We start from the raw sequence: 19654 nt of genomic DNA on the forward strand, positions 1-19654 counted from the left end.
ATTATCTTTCGCCAGCAGAGTTCGCGGCGAAACATCGGGCAACAGCGGATGCTCCTGCCGCTTTCCAGGAGCTGGTTTAAAGGGACTTTGCTAGAAGCCGACTGGCCCTACCGAAGGGGGCAGGTCAGGACCGACCGGCTTTAAAAAAACTGTCCCACCGAAGCGGGATCGCTTGCCGCCCCCCGGCCGGTCGCAAACTGCCCGTTGGAACTAGTCGCGGGCGCGGCGTCAGCAAGGGGGCAAAAGCTACCGTTGGCTCATTATGCGACGCATATCACCGGCCCGACTCGTTCGTGCGAGGTCGATGATGGTCCGATCGAGACGGCGCCGCCGCCTTGTCCCGGAGCGATTGGAGTTGTTCTCACTGAATCGCAGTCGACGCTGCGGCAGATATCCGCCTCCATTGGAAGTTTGGGACCCAAAACAGCGAAGCCAAAGCAGAAAGCCCTCATACCGAGGGCTTTCAATTTAGCTACAGTTTCAAAACTTTATTGCACTACTTAGTCGACGCTACAGCGGCGTTGGACTTACGCGAAGTTCTTCGCGGCGAAATCCCAGTTCACGATGTTCCAGAACGCTTCGACGAACTTCGGACGCGCGTTGCGGTAGTCGATGTAGTAGGCGTGTTCCCAGACGTCGATCGTCAGGAGCGCCTTCGCATCCGTCGTGAGCGGCGTAGCCGCGTTGCTCGTCGAGACGATATCGAGCGAGCCGTCCGCCTTCTTCACGAGCCACGTCCAGCCCGAGCCGAAGTTACCCACGGCCGCCTTCGTGAAGGCCTCCTTGAAGGCATCGTACGAGCCCCACTTGGCGTTGATCGCGTCGGCCAGCGCGCCCTTCGGCGCACCACCGCCTTGCGGCGTCAGGCCATTCCAGAAGAACGTGTGGTTCCAGACTTGTGCGGAATTGTTGAAGATGCCGCCCGACGACTTCTTGACGATCTCTTCGAGCGAGAGATTCTCGAACTCCGTGCCCTTGATCAGATTGTTCAGATTCGTGACGTAGGCCTGGTGATGCTTGCCGTAGTGGAATTCGAGCGTCTCTTCCGACATATGCGGCGCAAGCGCTTTCTTGTCGAACGGCAACGGCGGGAGCTTATGTTCCATGGTGCAGTTCCTTCTATCGATTGATCGAGTGTGGGGTACTTTGTCGCAGGTTACGCTTCCGAGGCTTGGATTGTAGGCGACTTGGAATAACCCCACAAATCAGTAGCCCTTTTTCCGCAGCATTGACCGCAGCCTCGACGCAACGACGTAAAAAATGCTGAGATCGCGGCCTATGGTCGCATCTTTCGAAAGCCCGCTACCTGCCCGGGCATCTTCGCCACGGTCCTTCAGAAACCATCGGTCAGGCGCGGCTGCACATCGGCGAACGAAACATCCGCCGCCCCTTGCGCGAGGTGGACCGTGTAGCGACGCGCGGGTTTCACCGCGCTCGGGCTGCGGATCGCCCGCCCCGTCTCGCCGTCGAGCAGGGCCGCATAGCCGCGCTCCAGCGTGCGTTGCGGGCTGAGTACTTCGAGTCGAGCGCAAAGCGTGCCCAGTTTCGCTTCCTGCCGCTCGGCCAGGCGCGCGAGCGCGACATCGAGGCGGCGCGCATATCCGATCAGCGCGGCGCGCTCAGCCGCCAAATCGGGCCGCCACCGCTGCCAGCGAAGACGCACGACCGCAAAGCGCGCTCGCGCATCGCGCACCGGCCGTCCTGCCGCCGCGGCGAGTCGCGCCTGCAATTGCTCCAGATGCACGCGCTGTCGCCGCAAGCGCTCGGCCGGACTCACGAGCCGGCGTGCAAGCCAATCCAGTTGCTGCGCGCGCCGCTCCATCAGGCGGCCGAAGCCGCGCGCCAGCGCGGCGACGCGCTGATCGAGTTCGCGCAGCAGAACAGTACGCTGCGGGCTGACGAGCTCGGCCGCCCCTGTCGGCGTCGGCGCGCGCACATCGGCGGCAAAATCGGCAATCGTCACGTCCGTCTCATGGCCCACGCCGCTCACCACGGGGAGATCGCTTGCCGCGATCGCACGGGCAAGCACTTCTTCGTTGAAAGCCCAGAGATCTTCGATGGAACCGCCGCCGCGGCACACGATCAGTACGTCGACCTCGCGCCGCGCGTTGGCCTGCCGGATCATCGCCGCGAGCTTCTCGCCAGCGCCCGCCCCTTGCACGGGCGCCGGATAGACGATGACCGACACGTGAGGCGCGCGCCGCGCCAGCGTCGTCAGCACATCGCGCAGGGCGGCCGCCTGCAGCGATGTCACGATGCCGATGGAGCGCGGATGCGTCGGCAACTCACGCTTGCGCTCGGCGGCGAAAAGCCCCTCCGCTTCGAGCTGCGTCTTCAATCGCAGAAACGCTTCATAGAGCCGGCCGACGCCCGTGCGACGCACCGCCTCGACATTGAGCTGGAGCTCGCCGCGCGGCTCGTACATCGTCACGAGCGCGCGAACCTCGATCTTGTCGCCTTCGCGCGGCGTGAATTCGGCGTATTGCGCGCGGCCCCGAAACATCACACAGCGCATCTGCGCCTGCGCATCCTTGATCGAGAAATACCAATGTCCGCTCGCCGCCCGCGTGAAGTTCGACACCTCCCCGGCCACCCACGTCAGCGGAAACGAACGTTCGAGCATCGTGCTGACAGCCCGATTGAGCACCGACACGGGGATGGCCAGCTCGCCGTCGGGCCCGCCGCCCGGTAATCCGGATGAAGAATATGAATGCATTCGAGGTCCCGTTTTTTGCTGGACAGACGATAGTCCGCCACCCGGCCGACGTCCAGTCGAAATTGGGCCACGCGATGCAAGGTTTCCCACATATCGAGCATTGCGGGCCGCACGGCGTACGCGTGGCGCAAGAGCGCGACCAATTATCGCAACCCTTTGATTAACAACGATTTTTATTTGTTCACACAAACACGGTCGCCGATGGGATGCTTGATTTATCGGCCTTTGCGTCGTTTGTGACGAGGGTTCTTCACAGAGTTATCCACAACCGTCGCGCGTTGCGCGTAGCGCCCCCGCTCCAGCCGGGCCTTGCCCGGCGCCGCCCGGGCGCGCTAGAGTGCCGGGTTCCCACTGCAGCGATACGAGCCCAACCGACCGACGATATGCGCGTTCTTAACCGATTCGCCGAGAGAACCCTAGCGCGGCTCGAAGCGTACATCGCCCGACAATGGCAACGCCGCGGCATGTTCGCGATCGCATGTGTCCCGTTGGCCTGTATGTTCAGCGTCGTCGCGGCCCTGCGCCGCATCGCTTTCTCGCTCGGCTGGCGGGAGCGCGTGCGCGTTGGAGTGCCCGTCATCATCGTCGGCAATCTGACGGTAGGGGGAACGGGGAAAACGCCGACCGTCATCGCACTCGTCGACGCGCTGCGCTCGGCCGGATTCACCCCCGGCGTAGTGTCGCGCGGCTACGGGGCGAAGCTGCGCCGCCCCCGGGCCGTTACCTCGGCCTCACGCCCGGACGAAGCCGGCGACGAGCCGCTGCTCATTGCGCGTCGCACCGGTGCACCGGTCTGGGTGTGCCCCGATCGCGTCGCTGCGGCCCATGCACTCGTCGCAGCGCACCGCGATGTCGACGTGATCGTCAGTGACGATGGCCTGCAGCACTACCGGCTCGCGCGCGACATCGAAATCGTCGTGTTCGATCAGCGCTTGGCGGGCAACGGCTTGCCGCTGCCCGCGGGCCCATTGCGCGAGCCGCTCTCGCGCAGGCGCGACGCCACGCTCGTCAACGATCCATTCAACCGGACGCTGCCGCCGTGGCCCGACACGTTCGCCCTCGCGATCGCGCCCGGCGACGCCTGGCATCTCGCCGATCCGGCGCTGCGCAGACCGCTTTCGCAATTCGCCGGCGAGCGTGTGCTCGCCGCGGCAGGCATCGGCTCGCCCGAGCGCTTTTTCGCGACGCTGCGTGCCGCGGGTCTCGCCCCCGAAACGCTCGCGCTGCCCGATCACTACGCCTTTCGCGACGATCCATTTGCGCACACGCGCGCGGACATCATTCTGATCACCGAAAAGGATGCGGTAAAATTGCGCTCCCGGCACGACGCGCGAATCTGGGTCGTTCCTGTCGAAGCCACGCTACCTGGCCGCCTTATCGCACTCGTTGTGGAGAAACTCCGTGGACGCTCGCCTGCTTGAAATTCTCGTCTGCCCGATTTGCAAGGGGCCGCTGCGCTACGATCGCGCCCACGAGGAATTGATTTGTCAGGCCGACAAGCTCGCCTATCCGATTCGCGACGGCATCCCGGTGATGCTCGTCGACGAAGCCCGGCAAACGGTCGAGGGTACCCCCGTCGAGCCGCTCGATCCCGCCGGCGGCGCATGAGGCCACGAAAAGTCGCCGCGACCGAAAGCATCCCTTCCCATCCGCAGTAGCGCCTCCTTCGATGATCGACTCCCCAACGCCCGACTCTGCGTCTTTCGTCGCAGTGGTGCCCGCGCGCCTCGCTTCCACGCGCTTGCCCGAGAAGCCGCTCGCCGATATCGCCGGCAGGCCGATGGTCGTGCGTGTGGCCGAACGCGCGCGCGCAGCAGGCGCGTCGCAGGTATTGATCGCTTCCGATGATGCGCGCGTCATCGACGCTGCCCGCGTGTGGGGGATCGACGCGCTGTTGACGCGTGCCGATCACCCGTCCGGAACGGACCGGCTCGCCGAGGTCGCCACCCATTTCAATTGGAGCGACGACACCATCGTCGTGAATGTGCAAGGCGACGAACCGCTCATCGATCCCGCGTTGATCCGCGCGGTGGCGTCGCATCTCGCAGCCCATCCCGACTGTGCGATCGCGACGGCGGCCCATCCGATCGAAGAGCCCGCGGAGGTCTTCAGTCCCAACGTCGTCAAAGTCGTGCTCGATGCGCGCGGCCGGGCGCTCTACTTCTCGCGCGCGCCGATTCCGTGGATGCGCGATGCCTATCAGCCGCATTGCTCGACAGGCGCACTCGACGTGGCGGCGATGCCGTCACCGCCGGCCGATACCGTCTTTCGTCATATCGGGCTCTACGCTTACCGCGCGCGCTTTCTGCGCACGTACCCGACGCTCGCGCAAGCGCCGATCGAGCAGACCGAGATGCTCGAGCAACTGCGCGCGATGTGGCACGGCGAGCGCATCGCCGTGCTCGTCACACCCGATGCGCCCGCACCCGGCGTCGATACGCCGGCCGACCTCGAGCGCGTGCGCCTGCTTTTTAGCTTGGAGCGTTGACGGGCGTGGCATAATCAGGCCCGAAAAGCGCGAGCATTCGCAACACTCGGCTTCCGGTTCCCGCCCGCTTCGCCGCCCGCCTTCGCGAACACGTTGCCCGATGGGCCGTGCCGCCGGCGGGACACCGCCACTGGGTGTCCGCGGGGATGGCCGATCCGCTCGAACTTCGCGCCGAAGCATTCCATACAATTCGGAGATATCACCATGCGTTTGATCCTGTTGGGTGCGCCCGGCGCCGGAAAGGGTACCCAAGCGAACTTCATCAAGGAAAAATTCGGGATTCCGCAGATTTCGACCGGCGATATGCTGCGCGCGGCGGTGAAAGCCGGCTCGCCGCTCGGCGTCGAAGCCAAGCGCTTCATGGATGCGGGTGAACTCGTCCCCGATGCGCTCATCATCGATCTCGTCAAGGAACGGCTGCGCGAGCCCGATTGTGCGAAGGGCTATCTGTTCGACGGTTTTCCGCGCACGCTGCCGCAGGCCGAAGCGATGAAGCAGGCCGGCGTTGCGATCGATTATGTTCTCGAGATCGATGTGCCGTTCGACGAAATCATCGTGCGCATGAGCGGCCGCCGCACACACCCGGGCTCGGGCCGTACCTATCACGTGAAATTCAATCCGCCGAAAGTGGAAGGCAAGGACGACGTGACGGGCGAGCCGCTGATCCAGCGCGACGACGATAAGGAAGAGACCGTGAAAAGACGGCTCGACGTCTATGTCGCGCAGACGAAGCCGCTCATCGAGTACTACCAGCAATGGGCACAGCGTGGTGCCGAGAACGGCCTCGAAGCGCCGCAGTACCGCCGCATTTCGGGACTCGGTTCGGTCGACGATATTCGCCAGCGCGTGTTCGAAGCGCTCGTGTAACGACACGCTCGATTTCGTCGCACGACAAGCGCTCGGTAACCGCCCAGAAGACCCGCCCTCGCCGGCGGGTTTTTTTGCGCCCGCGACAAGCGATTACAATCTGCTGCGGTCCATCGCCCCGCGGTCACGAGCCGCGCCGGCGCGGGCCGCCATCCAGTCAACACGTCAAGGAGTCACAGCATGGAAATTCGCGGCAACGCATTCCTGATCACCGGAGGCGCATCGGGGCTTGGCGCCGCAACGGCACGCCTCATCGCACGAGAAGGCGGCAAGGTGGCCCTCGCCGATTTGAACGAAGCGGCGGGCAATGCGCTTGCGGGCGAACTCGGCGGCACCTTCGTCAAATGCGACGTGAGCCGCGAAGAGGATGCGCAGCGCGCCGTGGATGCCGCGCTCGGACTCGGCAAGCTCGTCGGCCTCGTGAATTGCGCCGGCGTGGCGCCGGCCGTCAAGACGGTCGGCAAGGACGGCCCCCACCCGCTCGAGGCATTTCGCCGCACGGTAGAGATCAACCTGATCGGTACGTTCAACGTCTTGCGCCTCGCCGCCGCCGCGATGTCGAAAAACGAACCCAATGCGCAAGGCGAACGCGGTGTGATCGTGAATACGGCCTCGGTCGCCGCGTTCGACGGTCAGATCGGCCAAGCCGCCTATGCAGCTTCGAAAAGCGGCGTCGCCGGGATGACGTTGCCGATCGCACGCGATCTGGCGCGCAGCGGGATTCGTGTGATGACGATTGCGCCGGGCATCTTCGAGACGCCGATGCTGCTCGGCATGCCGAAAGAAGTGCAGGACTCGCTCGGTGCCATGGTGCCGTTCCCGTCGCGCCTCGGTAGACCGGACGAATACGCGATGCTGGTCAAGCAGATCCTCGACAATCCGATGTTGAACGGCGAGGTCATTCGGCTCGACGGTGCCATCCGGATGCAGCCGAAATAACGGGTGCCGAACGGCAAAACGCCCGCAGCGTGCATCGTGCTTGCGGGCGTTTCCAGAATGTTCGTGGCGCTCAGTGCTCGGTCACGTCGAGAACGCCGGCGCCGCGGCGGGTGCGCTCAGCCGTTGCCTTGATCCGTCCTTTGACGCAACTCCTGGAGCTGCGTTTCCACGGTCATCGCGTCTTCCGCATCGGGGCGATCGCTCAGGTAGCGCTCCAGATCTTCGAGCGCAGGCCGCAGGTAGTCCAGCCGCGCGTAGGCGAAACCGCGGTCGCGCACCTCTTCGACGTCCTCCGGCAGCAAGATGACGAGCCGCTGCTGCACGGCAAGCAAGCGCTGCCAGCGCTCCGTTTGCAGATAAATCGCCTTCAGGTTGCGCAGCATGCGCGCAATGATCTCGCGGCTCGTCGCCGGCTGCAGCAGCATGCGCAGCGCGCTGCCGAGCGATTCGGTCACATGTGAAAGATAGGGCTCGAGCATCTCCACCATCTGCGCCTCGGAAAGCGACTGGCCCGTTGTCGGATCGAGCATGACATCGCCCTCCGGCAACGTCACGCGCATCAGGAAGTGACCGGGAAACGAAACGCCATGAACGGGCACGCCGATTTGCTCGCCCAGCTCCATATAGAGCACGGCCAGCGTGATCGGAATGCCGCGGCGCCGCTTGAGCACCGTATTGAGATGGCTGTTGTCGGGGTCGTAGTAGTCGTTCAGATTGCCGGCGAACCCCAGGTCGCGGAAAAAGAATCGGTTCAGCGCGCCAATTTTTTCGGTCAGCCCCGCCTCGGCGGGCAAGCGGCGCTTGAGCCGCAACGCGAGCTCGTCGAGTTCGGCCAGCGTGGCCTGCAAATCGACGTCGGGATAGGCATCCTGAGCGATCGCAAGCGCGGTCTCGGTGAGCGGCAGGCCGTCGTCCTCCGCAACCAGGCTGGCGAAGTAATCGAGAACCGATGTCATGATCGTCACTTGGCTCGCCTTCTGAAGTACGCGTATTTGAAACCCATCAGCCACAGCATGCTGAAATATAGCGCGGCAAAGAGCACGCTGCAGGCGGCGAGCAAGCCGATGCGCTCGAGCGGCCGCGCGTGCATGCCGATCCAGTCGAAGTTCGCCGCGCACCAGTGCATCGCGCCGGCCAGCACGAGCGACGCACCGGCCAGCTGAGCGAGGAACAACGTCCATCCGCTCGACGGCGTATAAATGCCGCGCCGGCGCAGCCCGGCGAACAACAACAACGCATTGACGCAAGCGCCGAGCCCGACGCTCAGCGTCAGCCCGGCGTGCGCGAAGATCGGCACGAACACGAGATTGCCGATCTGGGTCGCAATCAACACACCCACACCGATCTTCACCGGCGTCTTGATGTCCTGCTTCGCGTAGAAACCCGGCGCGAGGATTTTGATCAGAATGAGCCCGACGAGCCCGACCCCGTAGGCGGCCAGTGCGCGCCCGACCATCACGACCGAAAAGCCGTCGAATCGGCCATAGTTGAATAGCGTCGCGGTCAGCGGCTCGGCGAAGAAGAAGAGCGCGAGCGCACTCGGTGCGGCGAGTAGAAATGTCACGCGCAATCCCCAATCGAGCAAGGCCGAATACTCGTGGGTGTCGGCGTCGACGTGGGCCTTCGAGAGGCTCGGCAGCAGGATCGTCCCAAGCGCAACGCCGAGCAGCGCCGTCGGGAACTCCATCAGGCGGTCGGCGTAGTTAATCCAGGACACGGCGCCGGGCCCGAGCCGCGATGCGATGTTCGTGTTGATGATGAGGCTGAGCTGCGCCACGGAGACGGCGAAAGTGGCCGGCACCATTTTGACGAGCACACGCTTGACGCCGCGATGGGCAAGCGCTGCGATCGGATTGAGCCCGATGCGCGGGACCATGTCGATTCTGCGCAGCCCAGGCCATTGCACGGCGAATTGCAGCACGCCGCCCACGATGACGGCCCACGCGAGCGCGAACACAGGTACTCTCAGATGCGGCGCGACGGCCAACGCCGCCACGATGAACGAAATATTCAGCAGCACGGGCGCGAACGCCGGCAGCGAAAAATTTCCGTAGGTGTTGAGCACGCCGGAAGCCAGCGTCGTCAGCGAGATGAAGATGATGTACGGGAACATGATCCGCGTCATCGAGACGGCGAAGACGAATGCCTGGCCGTCGTTCTTCAACCCGGATGCGACGACGAACACAACCCACGAGGCCCCCGCCACCCCCGCGAGCGAGATGGCCGCGAGCGCCCAGGCGAGCACGGTCGACATGGCATCGACGAGCCGCTTCGTCGCATCGTGCCCTTCGCTATTCTTGAATTCGGCGAGAATCGGCACGAACGCTTGCGAAAATGCCCCCTCGGCCGAGAGCCGCCGTAGCAGGTTCGGAATGCGGAAAGCGACATAGAAGGCGTCGGTGAACTGGCTTGCACCGAAGGCTCGGGCAATCAGCGTTTCGCGGATCAGGCCGGTCACGCGGGAGAGCAGCGTGAAGCCGCTGACCGTCAGCAGGGCTCGGAAGAGATTCATGGGGCGCCTATTATACGGACAGCCGATGTTCTCTCCGCTGCGGCGTGAAATTTGCCAGGTGCCTGATTTTGTTGCTATACTCGCGCGTTTCGAAGCTCTGTCTCGCTTCGCCAACGGTTTTTGCGCCCCGGGCAACCGTTCCCGGCGGTTGAATCGAAAAACGGTGCCTGAACCAACATTCGGCCGGGCACCGGGAAAACAGTACAGGACAAGGAACTCTCATGGCTAACTCTGCACAAGCACGCAAGCGCGCCCGCCAAGCCGCGAAAGCGAACTCGCACAACTCGGCGCTTCGCTCGAAGTACCGCACGGCGGTCAAGGCTGTCCGCAAGGCGATCGAAGCCGGCGATCAAGCCAAGGCTGCCGAAGTCTTCCGTCTCTCGGCCAAGACGCTCGACATCATCGCCGACAAGAAGATCGTGCATAAGAACAAGGCCGCTCGCCACAAGAGCCGCCTGGCCGCTGCCGTCAAGGCACTGCAGCCCGCTGCGCAGTAACCTCGCAGTCAGCCTTTGCGCTCGAGCGCCGCAAGCGGCGCTTTCCCGCTTGGCCATCTCGAATGGCGCGGAATGATCGAGCGCTGGTGAAGACGAAAAGAAGCCCGCAAACGAACGTTGCGGGCTTTTTGCTGTGCACCTTTCTTCCCCAGCGCTTCCCTCGTCGCGCACCTGAGAACGGCCTCAGGCGGCCTTCGGGCGCGACGTTTCAGCGTCCGCGCTTCATCGCGCCATAGTCTTCCGGCAATTCACAGGCCTCGGTGACGACGAGGTTGTTATCTTTCGCGAAGTTCATGACGAAATCGAACGCCATCGGCTCGAGTTCGCGCAGGCGCGAGTCGAGAATGACGCATTTGAGATCGCCGAGCAACGTCGGGCGCACGTAACGCGAATACTGTAGCCGGGCATTGGGGCCCCGCACGCCGGGACCGTAGCGGGCCATGACGCCGGCCAGACGCTCCGACCAATCGCTCGGCCGAAACTTCTTCCCGTCATGGGTGATGCCCTGAATGAAATACTCGGTGAAGGGTGCTTCGACCATGCAAGAAACCCATGTGAGGCGCCCGAAGCTGGCATGCCCGCCGGGCTTGAGGAAACTTGTCGATTATACCGGAACGGACTTTCTTCCGCACCGCACACAAGAAGCAAAGGGCGTACCGTGACGCTGCCGCCGACTCGTCAAACGGCGGGAAATCCTTTATGCTGCATTAGGTTATCCATTGCACGGCGGCACCGCCCGGCCCCCTCCGGCCGGTCAAGTCCGCCGTATTTGCTTTATGTCTGACAAAAAAGTCCGTCACTATCTGCAGTTCAAGGATTTCTCGCTGGACGAGTACGAATACGTGCTGGAACGTGCTCGCATTCTCAAGCGCAAGTTCAAGAACTACGAGACCTATCACCCGCTGCACGACCGCACGCTCGCGATGATCTTCGAGAAGCATTCGACGCGCACGCGGCTCTCGTTCGAAGCCGGCATCTTCCAGCTCGGCGGCCACGCGGTGTTCATGAGCACGCGCGATACCCAACTGGGCCGAGGCGAGCCGATCGAGGATGCGGCGCAAGTCATTTCCCGGATGGTCGACATCATCATGATTCGCACGTTCGGGCAGGACATCCTCCACCGCTTCGCCGAAAACTCGCGCGTGCCCGTCATCAACGGGCTGACGAACGAATATCACCCGTGTCAGGTGCTGGCCGATATCTTCACGTTCTATGAGCACCGCGGGCCGATCGCCGGCAAGGTCGTCGCGTGGGTCGGCGATGCGAACAACATGCTCTATACGTGGATCGAGGCGGCCCAGATTCTCGGCTTCAAGCTGCGCGTTTCAACGCCGGCCGGCTATAAGCTCGAGCGCTCGCTCGTCGCGCCTGAAAGCGCGCCGTTTTACGAGGAGTTCGACGATCCGAACGAAGCGTGCAGCGGCGCGGATCTCGTGACGACCGATGTCTGGACGAGCATGGGTTTCGAAGCGGAAAACGAGGTGCGCAAGGCCGCATTCGCGGAGTGGTGCGTCGACACGGACATGATGGGTCGCGCGAAAGCCGATGCCCTGTTCATGCATTGCCTGCCGGCTCACCGCGGCGAGGAAGTCAGCGCGGAAGTCATCGACGGTCCGCAAAGCGTCGTCTGGGACGAGGCCGAAAACCGGCTGCACGTTCAAAAAGCGCTCATGGAGTTCCTGCTGCTCGGCAAGCTCAATCACTGAGCCTCATGCGCCGGCCCGATGAAGGGCCGCCGCCTTCGAATGCTCAAATGACGAGCGGCTCGGGCTCGAGCTCGACGCCGAATCGCTCGCGCACATCGGCTTGAATCGCACGAGCGAGCGCCAACACATCGGCACCGGTGGCCCCGCCGCGGTTGACGAGGACGAGCGCCTGGCGCTCGTGCACGGCCGCTGCCCCAAGCGCCCTTCCTTTCCAGCCGCATCGGTCGATGAGCCAGCCGGCCGCAAGCTTCGCCCGGCCGTCAGCCTGGCGGTAAGCGACGATATCGGGCGAGCTCTCCCGCAGGGCTTCCAAGGTCGAAGCGTCGACGACCGGATTTTTGAAAAAACTGCCCGCGTTGCCGAGCACGAGCGGATCCGGCAGTTTCGCGCGACGCACCGCCACCACCGCATCGAACACCGCCTGAGGCGTCGGGGCCACCCCACGCGCGTCGAGCTCGCGCGCGAGATCCGCATAATCGACGCGCGGCGTCCAGGCCTTCGGCAAACGGAACGTGACCGAGACGATCGCGAAGCGCTCGCGCCCCTCTCGCTTGAACACGCTATCGCGATAGCCGAAACGGCACGCGTTCGCGTCGAATTCGGCGCGAGCCCCCGTCGCGAGTTCCACCGCTTCGAGCGAGGCGAACCGCTCGCACATCTCGAGCCCGTAAGCGCCAATGTTCTGAATCGGCGCGGCACCGACGGTGCCTGGAATCAACGCGAGATTCTCGAGCCCCGGCCAACCCATCGATAACGTCCACGCGACGAACGCGTGCCAGTTTTCGCCCGCATGCGCCCGGACGTACCAGGCCTCGTCGTCCTCGCGCACGAGCCGCTTGCCGGTCAGCTCGACGATCATCGCGAGTCCGTCGAAATCGTCCGTGAAGACGATGTTGCTGCCCGAGCCGAGCACGAGCGTGCGCATGCCGGCCGCACGGGCATCGCGCGCGGCAAGCGCGAACTGCTCCGGGCGTTCGATGCGGCACGCTAGACGCGCGCGGACGTCGAAGCCAAACGTGTTGTGCGCGCGCAGCGGGTAGTTCGCGAGAAAGACGACGGAATCGGTAGCGGACATCGGCAAGGCCCCTGGCGGCGGCGACACGCCGCAGCTTGGGCAAATGAGAATGGGATCGGTAAAATGGCGGTCGGTCCGTGATTATAGCGAGTGACGCCCGCCACGCGGTTCGCGTCGCCGATGCTTCAACCCCTGGGAGAAACCTCTATGCCGTCGTTCGATGTCGTTTGCGAAGCCAACATGGTCGAAGTGAAAAACGCGGTCGAACAGTCGAACAAGGAAATTTCGACGCGCTTCGATTTCAAGGGCTCCGATTCGAGAGTCGAGCAAAAAGAGCGCGAGCTGACGATGTTCGCCGATGACGAGTTCAAGCTCGGCCAGCTCAAGGACGTCCTCATCGCGAAGATGGCCAAGCGCAATGTCGACGTGCGTTTTCTCGACTACGGCAAGATCGAGAAAATCGGCGGCGACAAGGTCAAGCAGATCGTCACGATCAAAAAGGGCGTGTCGGGCGATCTGGCGAAAAAGATCGTCAAACTCGTCAAGGACAGCAAGATCAAGGTCCAGGCGAGTATTCAGGGCGATGCGGTGCGCGTATCGGGCGCCAAACGCGACGATCTGCAAAGCGTGATAGCGATGCTGCGCAAGGATGTGACCGATACGCCGCTCGACTTCAACAACTTCCGCGACTGAACCCGCGCGTGCTCGCCAGCCGCGCGAGCACGCGTCAGTGCTTGCGCGGGTGCGCGTGCGAGCCAGGCGCCGCCGGCCTCTTCTTTTCGCCGATACGGCTTTCCTTGCCGGCAATCAGCTTGCCGATATTGCCGCGATGGCGCCAGATCAGCAGCGCGCTCATCGCAAAAACGGCCCAGGCCACGACGTTGGGGCCAAACAGGAAGACGTCGAAAAGCGGGGCGAACACGGCGGCCACGAGCGCAGCCAGCGACGAGTAGCGAAAGAAGAACGCAACGATGAGCCAGGTCAGCACCGTCGCGAGCCCGAGCACCGGGTTGATCGCAAGCAGGACACCAGCGGCCGTGGCGACGCCTTTCCCACCCTTGAACCTGAAGAATACCGGGTACAGATGGCCGAGGAAGACGGCCAGCGCCACGGCGGCGACCGCATTGTCATCGAGGCCGTAGCGCGGCCCCACATGCGCTGCGAGCCAGACGGCGAGCCAGCCTTTGAACGCATCGCCTGCCAGCGTCAAGACGGCCGCGACCTTGTTGCCGCTGCGCAGCACGTTCGTCGCACCGGGGTTCTTCGAGCCGTAGGAGCGCGGATCGGCCAGGCCCATCGCGGCGCTGACGACGACGGCAAACGAAATGGAGCCGATCAGATAGGCGAGAACGGCGGCAACGAGAATTTCCATGGAGAGGCTCTTTCAACAGTAACGTGCGCGTAAGGCCGAGTGCGGCGCACATTCTACCGAACACGGCCGCCCGTTCAATCGACGCTCGCGCAGTGGACCGGTTTTGCATCGAGCAATGCGCTCAGCACGCGGGGCTCGAGGCTCACCAGATAGCCGCGGCGGCCGCCATTCAGATAGATCGAAGCGAGTTCGAGAATCGAGGCTTCGACATAGACCGGCATCGACTTTTTCGTGCCGAACGGCGATGTGCCGCCGACGAGATAGCCCGAGTGCCGGCTCGCCACCTCGGGCTTGCACGGTTCGACACGTTTCGCGCCGATCTGCCGCGCGAGATTCTTGGTCGATACCGTGCGGTCTCCATGCATGAGGACGATGAGCGGCTTGGCATGCTCGTCCTCCATGACGAGCGTCTTGACGACGTGGTGTTCGTCGATGCCGAGTTGGCGCGCCGATTCGGCGGTGCCGCCATGCTCGATGTAATCGTAAGGGTGCTCGCCGAAACGGATGCCATGGCGGCGCAGCACCTGCGTCGCGGGGGTCTCGGACACATGTTTCGTTTTGTTCATCGGCGCATTGTACGGCGACCGACACGCGCGCGGATCAGCCGCGCGGGTGGTGGGCCGCGTGCAACGTCTTCAGTCGCTCGCGCGCCACATGTGTGTAGATTTGCGTCGTCGAAATATCGGCGTGGCCGAGCAGCAGTTGCACCACGCGCAGATCGGCACCGTGGTTCAGCAGGTGCGTCGCGAACGCGTGCCGCAGCGTGTGCGGCGACAATGGGGCGCGAATATCGGCCGCGCGCGCGTGGCGCTTGATGATGTTCCAGAACTGCTGGCGCGTCATGCCCTCGGCGCGCGCGGTCACGAAAAGGGCATCGGCGCTGCGCGCAGCGAGCAAGGCAGGCCGCGCATCGCGCAGATAACGCGTGATCCAGCCGTGTGCCTCTTCCCCGAACGGAACCAGCCGCTCTTTCGAGCCCTTGCCCATCACGCGCACGACACCTTCGTTCAGCCCGACCTCGACAGTCTTGAGCGTCACCAGCTCGCTCACACGCAATCCGCTCGCATACATGAGTTCGAGCATCGTGCGATCGCGCAGGCCGAGCGGCGTATCGATCTGCGGCGCGGCCAGCAGGGCCTCGACCTGCTTTTCCGTCAGCGTCGACGGGAACCGCGGCGGCTGTTTGGCCGAGCGGATTCGCAGTGTGGGATCGGCCTTGGCGCGATGCTCGCGCATGGCCCACGCATAAAAGCGGCGGAACACCGAAAGGCGCCGGTTCGCCGATGTCGCCTTGCCGTCGCTGCGCGCGGCGAGATAGCCGTTGACGTGGAGTTCGGCCGCCTCGTCGATGCGCAGCCGATGCTCTCGCCCCAGCCACTGCGCGAACAGGCGCAAATCGCGCCGGTAGGCTTCGAGCGTATTGCGGGCCAGCCCTTGCTCCAGCCAGAGCGCATCGCAAAACGCGTCGATCGACTGCGTGCTCGCCACGGCTTCGGGCGCCGGCGCGTCGTCCGCGGGAAGCGCCGCGTCGAAATCGGCAAGCTCGCTCATAGCGCGAGCGCCTGCTGTGCGCTTTCATGCGCGAGGAGCCAGCGCTTGACGCGCAGGTAGAAACCATCGCCGGCATGATGATTGAAGCCGCCGAGGCCGTTCGCCGCCACCACGCGATGACACGGAATCACGATAGGAAACGGGTTGTCGCCGCAGGCTTGGCCGACGGCGCGCGGCACGCCATCGATCTCGCGCGCGAGTTCACCATAAGTGCGCGTCTCGCCTGGGGCAATTGCGCACATCGCCTGCCAGACGCGCCGCTGAAAAGGCGTGCCGACATCCGCAAGCGGCAGATCGAACGACGCAGCGGCCGTTTCGAAGTAATGCGCGATTTGTGCCACGGCGCGTTGGGCGAGCGGCGAGACCGGTGCACGCTGCTCGGCCGACGCGGGCAGATATTCGATCAGCTCGACGACGCCGGCCGCATCGTTCACGCGAATACCCACCTTGCAGAAAGGCGCGTCCATCACGGCGCTCAACATAGTCCCTCTCCTTCGCTCATGCCGCCTCGAGTGCCCATTCGACGTGCTCTCGCACGAGCGCCGATGCATCGCCGGCGCGCGCGCGCAATGCCGCGACGACGCGCTCGCGAGCGGCCGCATCGAGCGCCGTGTCGCCTTCGACGCGCAACGCGTTGCCGAGCGCGACGGCCAGGTTGCGCAGCCAGCATTCGTAACCGATACGCCGAATCGCACTGCCTTGCAAGCGCAGATCGAAGTCATCGGCGCTCCAGGCGAACAGCTCGAGGAGCGTCGCGCGATCGAGCCCGTGGCGCACGTCGAAGTCGTCCACGGGCGCGGCCTGCGCGAACTTGTTCCACGGACACACGAGTTGGCAATCGTCGCAACCGTAGACGCGATTGCCGATCAACGGACGCAATTCGACGGGGATGCTGCCCCGCAGCTCGATCGTCAAGTAAGAAATGCAGCGTCGCGCATCGACCCGATACGGCGCGACGATCGCCCCGGTCGGGCAGGCATAGATGCAGCGCGTGCAATGTCCGCAATGCGCTCCGGCCGGGCGGGACGGTTCGCTCGTATCGACGGGCAGCGGAATATCCACATAGATCTCGCCGAGAAAGAAGAGCGAACCCGCATCGCGCTCGAGCAGCAGCGTATGCTTGCCGCGCCAGCCGATGCGCGACTTGTGCGCGAGTTCGACTTCGAGCACCGGCGCCGAATCGGTGAACACACGGTAACCATATTCGCCGATCTCCCGTTCGATGCGCTCCGCCAACTGCTGCAACCGCTGGCGCATGACCTTGTGATAGTCGCGGCCGCGCGCGTAGATCGACACGATGGCCGCCGAGGGGTCGGCGAGCCGCGCGTGCTCGCGCGCGCGCCAGTCGGCCGGTGCGTCTTCGGGCGCAATGGCCGATCGGGACGATTTGAACGATTTGACGCCCGAATCGGTCCGCCTACCCGATACGTCGCCTGACGAGCCGCTTTCAACCTTGCGCGGTTCGAGCACGGCGGCCGGCACGTAGGCGATGCGCGCGGTGATCACGCGTCGCGTTCCGGCCACAAGCTCGGCCGGCCGCGCGCGTTTCACCCCATGTTTGGCCATATAATCCATCTCGCCGTGGCACCCCGCCTCGAGCCAGGCGAAGAGCCCAGCCTCGGCCTCGGACAGATCGATATCGCTGATGCCGATCGCACCGAAGCCAAGCTCGCTGCCCCATGCCTTGATCCGCTGTGCGAGCGCCGCCAGCGCCGCATCGTCGAGACGCGAGCCCAGGGCGGTCCTCTCTTCGCGACGCGAAGCGTCGTGCGAAGCGCCTGCCGCTTCGGACGTCTTCCTGCTCATGGCGGCGTGTTCCGTACATCGTTCATCACGCTATTTTACGAGAATGCCCGTGGCGCCCGATTCGTCGCTTCATCCGCCCGCGAGCGTCCTGCTCGAGCGCACTTTTGCGCTCGAGAACCTCGCCGCCACCGAAGCATTCGGCGCACGTTTCGCAGCGGCGATCGACGCGGTGCGCGCGAGGCCTGCATTCGAGGGCCTGCATGTGCAACTGCTCGGCGATCTCGGCGCCGGCAAGACGACGCTCGTGCGTGCCACCCTTGCAGGGCTCGGACACCGGGGCCGCGTGCGGAGTCCCACCTACACACTCGTCGAACCGTATGCGCTGCCGCGCGACGGGGGCCAGTTCGACGTCTATCACTTCGATCTCTATCGGTTTGCCGACCCGGCCGAATGGGCCGACGCCGGCTTTCGCGAGTATTTCGATTCGGGTGCCGTCTGCCTCGTCGAATGGCCGGAAAAGGCCGGCGAGTTGCTGGGCGTGCCCGATCTGGTCTTCGCGCTCGAAACCGAGGGTGAGCGCCGTCGGCTCGATGCGCGCGCTTACAGCGAATCAGGAAAAGCATGTCTAGAAAGATGTTGATCAAGCCGTTCCATTCGATCGAATCGGCCGCCACGGCGGCGCCGAGCTGGCGCCGGCGCAAGGTGCTGCGCGCCGGCGCCTCGACGCTGCTCGTCGGGCTTGCCGCGCCGTTGCTCGCGCCGGCCAACGCGCTTGCGAGTTCGGTGCTCGGCGTGCGCGTCTGGCCCGCGCGCGATTACACGCGCGTCACGATCGAATCGGACCAGCCGCTGCAAAACACGCAGCAACTGCTGCAGGGACCGGACCGGCTCGTCGTCGATCTGTCAGGGCTCGATCTCGATCAGGCCTTGCGCGATCTCGTCTCGAAGATCGCACCGAACGACCCGCAGATCCGCTCGGTACGCGTCGGCCAGTTTCAGCCGCATGTCGTGCGGCTCGTGTTCGACCTCAAGGGCTCGGTCAAGCCGCAAGTGTTTTCACTGCCGCCCGTCGGGACGTATCGCTACCGGCTCGTGCTCGACCTGTACCCGACCGTCGCCCCCGATCCGCTCATGGACCTGCTCGCGCAAACCGAGCGTAAGGAAAAACAACTCGGCGAAAACCAGTCCGGCAACGAGCCGCTCGCGCCGGCACCGCTCGGGGGCCCCAGTGCGCCGCCCGCGCCCCACGACAACAGCGATGCGTTCTTCGAGCGTTACGCTCAGAACGTGCCGCCGGAAGGACATGCCGGCAGCGGCAACGCCCCATCAGGGCGCAAGCCGGGTAGCTTCGCCCATGGCAAGAGCGGCAAGGAAACCGGCGGCGGCCAGGCGACTGGCGACGGCTCGGACAGCGCGCTTGCGCGCAATGGCGATGACGGATTGGGTGACGAAGCGTACCCGTTTTCGACGCCGAAACCCGGGCGCACGGTTCGGCTGCTGACCGTCGCGATCGACCCGGGCCATGGCGGCGAAGACCCGGGCGCGATCGGCAGCGCGGGCACCTACGAAAAGCACATTGCGCTCGATGTCGCGAAGAAGCTGCGCGCGCTGATCGACGCGCAGCCCAACATGCGCGCGATGATGACGCGCGATGCGGATTTCTTCGTGCCCCTGAACGTTCGCGTGCAAAAGGCACGGCGCGTCAGCGCGGATCTTTTCGTTTCCATCCACGCCGACGCATTCACGACGTCGGCGGCGCGCGGCTCGTCCGTGTTCGCGCTCTCGGAGCACGGCGCCTCGAGCGCGGCGGCACGCTGGATGGCGAACAAGGAAAACGCGTCCGATCTGATCGGCGGGATCAACGTCAAGACAGCGGATGAAGCCGTGAATCGCGCGCTGTTCGATATGTCGACCACGGCGCAGATCCGCGATTCGCTGCGCTATGGATCGTACGTGCTGCGCGAGATCGGCGACATCAACAAGCTGCACAAGGGTGCTGTCGAGCAAGCCGGCTTCGCGGTACTGAAGGCGCCCGATATCCCCTCGATCCTCGTCGAGACGGCTTTCATCAGCAATCCCGAGGAAGAAGCGCGCCTGAACGACGAGAACTATCGCAATCAAATGGCGAGCGCGATCCTGAAAGGCATCAAACGCTATTTCGCGGCCAATCCGCCGCTCGCCAAGAGCCGCATGACCTGATCGACACAGATCGATACAGACGCCCCGGTACAATGGCGTCGTCGCG

General features: G+C 64.3%; 21 protein-coding genes. 10 read left to right on the forward strand and 11 right to left on the reverse strand.

The annotated features are described in order from the left end of the window. Positions 1-527 precede the first annotated feature (527 nt). On the reverse strand, positions 528-1106 hold the full coding sequence (gene sodB, locus GWC77_RS12840; protein ID WP_173257284.1) for a superoxide dismutase [Fe]: 579 nt from the start codon (positions 1104-1106) through the stop codon (positions 528-530). A gap of 227 nt (positions 1107-1333) precedes the next feature. Continuing rightward, positions 1334-2716 carry an exodeoxyribonuclease VII large subunit gene (gene xseA / locus GWC77_RS12845; RefSeq protein ID WP_173257285.1) on the reverse strand — a complete coding sequence of 461 codons (1383 nt, stop codon included), beginning with the start codon at positions 2714-2716 and terminating at the stop codon, positions 1334-1336. A gap of 383 nt (positions 2717-3099) precedes the next feature. Between xseA and lpxK the strand changes: the two genes are divergently transcribed. From lpxK to GWC77_RS12870, 5 genes are all read left to right on the forward strand, one after another. Further along, entirely contained in the window at positions 3100-4137 is a 1038-nt protein-coding gene (gene lpxK / locus GWC77_RS12850; protein WP_173257286.1) for a tetraacyldisaccharide 4'-kinase, read from the forward strand. Then, positions 4118-4324 (forward strand): Trm112 family protein, encoded by a 207-nt coding sequence (locus tag GWC77_RS12855; protein ID WP_173257287.1) that lies wholly within the window; start codon positions 4118-4120, stop codon positions 4322-4324. Before lpxK ends, GWC77_RS12855 begins: the two co-directional genes overlap by 20 nt. A 61-nt stretch (positions 4325-4385) precedes the next feature. Next, positions 4386-5204: a 3-deoxy-manno-octulosonate cytidylyltransferase gene (kdsB, locus tag GWC77_RS12860; RefSeq protein ID WP_173257288.1), complete on the forward strand. Its 819-nt coding sequence runs from the start codon at positions 4386-4388 to the stop codon at positions 5202-5204. 204 nt (positions 5205-5408) lie between these two features. Continuing rightward, a complete protein-coding gene (adk, locus tag GWC77_RS12865; RefSeq protein WP_173257289.1) occupies positions 5409-6071 on the forward strand; it encodes an adenylate kinase in 663 nt (220 codons plus the stop codon). A gap of 180 nt (positions 6072-6251) precedes the next feature. Further along, complete coding sequence (locus GWC77_RS12870) at positions 6252-7010, forward strand: 3-hydroxyacyl-CoA dehydrogenase (protein WP_173257290.1); 759 nt, start codon at positions 6252-6254, stop codon at positions 7008-7010. A gap of 116 nt (positions 7011-7126) precedes the next feature. On the opposite strand, the gene GWC77_RS12875 is transcribed toward GWC77_RS12870, so the two are convergent. After that, positions 7127-7966: a SirB1 family protein gene (locus GWC77_RS12875; RefSeq protein WP_173257427.1), complete on the reverse strand. Its 840-nt coding sequence runs from the start codon at positions 7964-7966 to the stop codon at positions 7127-7129. A gap of 5 nt (positions 7967-7971) precedes the next feature. After that, the gene (murJ, locus tag GWC77_RS12880; RefSeq protein ID WP_173257291.1) at positions 7972-9522 is read right to left on the reverse strand and encodes a murein biosynthesis integral membrane protein MurJ; all 1551 of its coding nucleotides are present in this window, start codon (positions 9520-9522) and stop codon (positions 7972-7974) included. Positions 9523-9743: 221 nt separating this feature from the next. On the opposite strand from murJ, the gene rpsT reads away from it, so the two are divergent. Continuing rightward, on the forward strand, positions 9744-10019 hold the full coding sequence (gene rpsT / locus GWC77_RS12885) for a 30S ribosomal protein S20 (protein WP_173257292.1): 276 nt from the start codon (positions 9744-9746) through the stop codon (positions 10017-10019). A 208-nt stretch (positions 10020-10227) separates the two neighbouring features. Here rpsT and GWC77_RS12890 read toward each other — a convergent pair whose 3' ends face one another. After that, the gene (locus GWC77_RS12890; RefSeq protein WP_173257293.1) at positions 10228-10560 is read right to left on the reverse strand and encodes a DUF3579 domain-containing protein; all 333 of its coding nucleotides are present in this window, start codon (positions 10558-10560) and stop codon (positions 10228-10230) included. A 235-nt stretch (positions 10561-10795) separates the two neighbouring features. On the opposite strand from GWC77_RS12890, the gene argF reads away from it, so the two are divergent. Next, entirely contained in the window at positions 10796-11725 is a 930-nt protein-coding gene (gene argF / locus GWC77_RS12895) for an ornithine carbamoyltransferase (RefSeq protein ID WP_173257294.1), read from the forward strand. Between the two features lie 43 nt (positions 11726-11768). Here argF and murB read toward each other — a convergent pair whose 3' ends face one another. Continuing rightward, positions 11769-12800, reverse strand: coding sequence for a UDP-N-acetylmuramate dehydrogenase (gene murB / locus GWC77_RS12900; RefSeq protein ID WP_173257295.1), 1032 nt, complete (start codon positions 12798-12800; stop codon positions 11769-11771). A 147-nt stretch (positions 12801-12947) separates the two neighbouring features. Here murB and GWC77_RS12905 point away from each other — a divergent pair, with 147 nt between their 5' ends. Next, a complete protein-coding gene (locus GWC77_RS12905) occupies positions 12948-13433 on the forward strand; it encodes a YajQ family cyclic di-GMP-binding protein (RefSeq protein ID WP_173257296.1) in 486 nt (161 codons plus the stop codon). Positions 13434-13467: 34 nt separating this feature from the next. Here the strand turns inward: GWC77_RS12905 and plsY are convergent, their stop codons facing one another. From plsY to queG, 5 genes are all read right to left on the reverse strand, one after another. Beyond that, a complete protein-coding gene (gene plsY, locus GWC77_RS12910) occupies positions 13468-14112 on the reverse strand; it encodes a glycerol-3-phosphate 1-O-acyltransferase PlsY (protein ID WP_173257297.1) in 645 nt (214 codons plus the stop codon). Positions 14113-14186: 74 nt separating this feature from the next. Beyond that, positions 14187-14678: a Cys-tRNA(Pro) deacylase gene (gene ybaK / locus GWC77_RS12915; RefSeq protein ID WP_173257298.1), complete on the reverse strand. Its 492-nt coding sequence runs from the start codon at positions 14676-14678 to the stop codon at positions 14187-14189. 34 nt (positions 14679-14712) lie between these two features. Beyond that, positions 14713-15663, reverse strand: a complete 951-nt coding sequence (gene xerD, locus GWC77_RS12920) for a site-specific tyrosine recombinase XerD (protein WP_173257299.1) — start codon at positions 15661-15663, stop codon at positions 14713-14715. Further along, entirely contained in the window at positions 15660-16145 is a 486-nt protein-coding gene (locus GWC77_RS12925) for a methylated-DNA--[protein]-cysteine S-methyltransferase (RefSeq protein ID WP_173257300.1), read from the reverse strand. Before GWC77_RS12925 ends, xerD begins: the two co-directional genes overlap by 4 nt. 16 nt (positions 16146-16161) lie before the next feature. Then, a complete protein-coding gene (gene queG / locus GWC77_RS12930) occupies positions 16162-17469 on the reverse strand; it encodes a tRNA epoxyqueuosine(34) reductase QueG (protein WP_173257301.1) in 1308 nt (435 codons plus the stop codon). A gap of 43 nt (positions 17470-17512) precedes the next feature. On the opposite strand from queG, the gene tsaE reads away from it, so the two are divergent. Next, a complete protein-coding gene (tsaE, locus tag GWC77_RS12935) occupies positions 17513-18049 on the forward strand; it encodes a tRNA (adenosine(37)-N6)-threonylcarbamoyltransferase complex ATPase subunit type 1 TsaE (protein WP_173257302.1) in 537 nt (178 codons plus the stop codon). Then, entirely contained in the window at positions 18031-19608 is a 1578-nt protein-coding gene (locus GWC77_RS12940) for an N-acetylmuramoyl-L-alanine amidase (protein WP_173257303.1), read from the forward strand. The genes tsaE and GWC77_RS12940 overlap by 19 nt, the downstream gene beginning before the upstream one ends. Positions 19609-19654 lie beyond the last annotated feature (46 nt).

The organism is Paraburkholderia sp. NMBU_R16 (assembly GCF_013282575.1).
In the GTDB taxonomy this organism is placed as follows: domain Bacteria; phylum Pseudomonadota; class Gammaproteobacteria; order Burkholderiales; family Burkholderiaceae; genus Trinickia.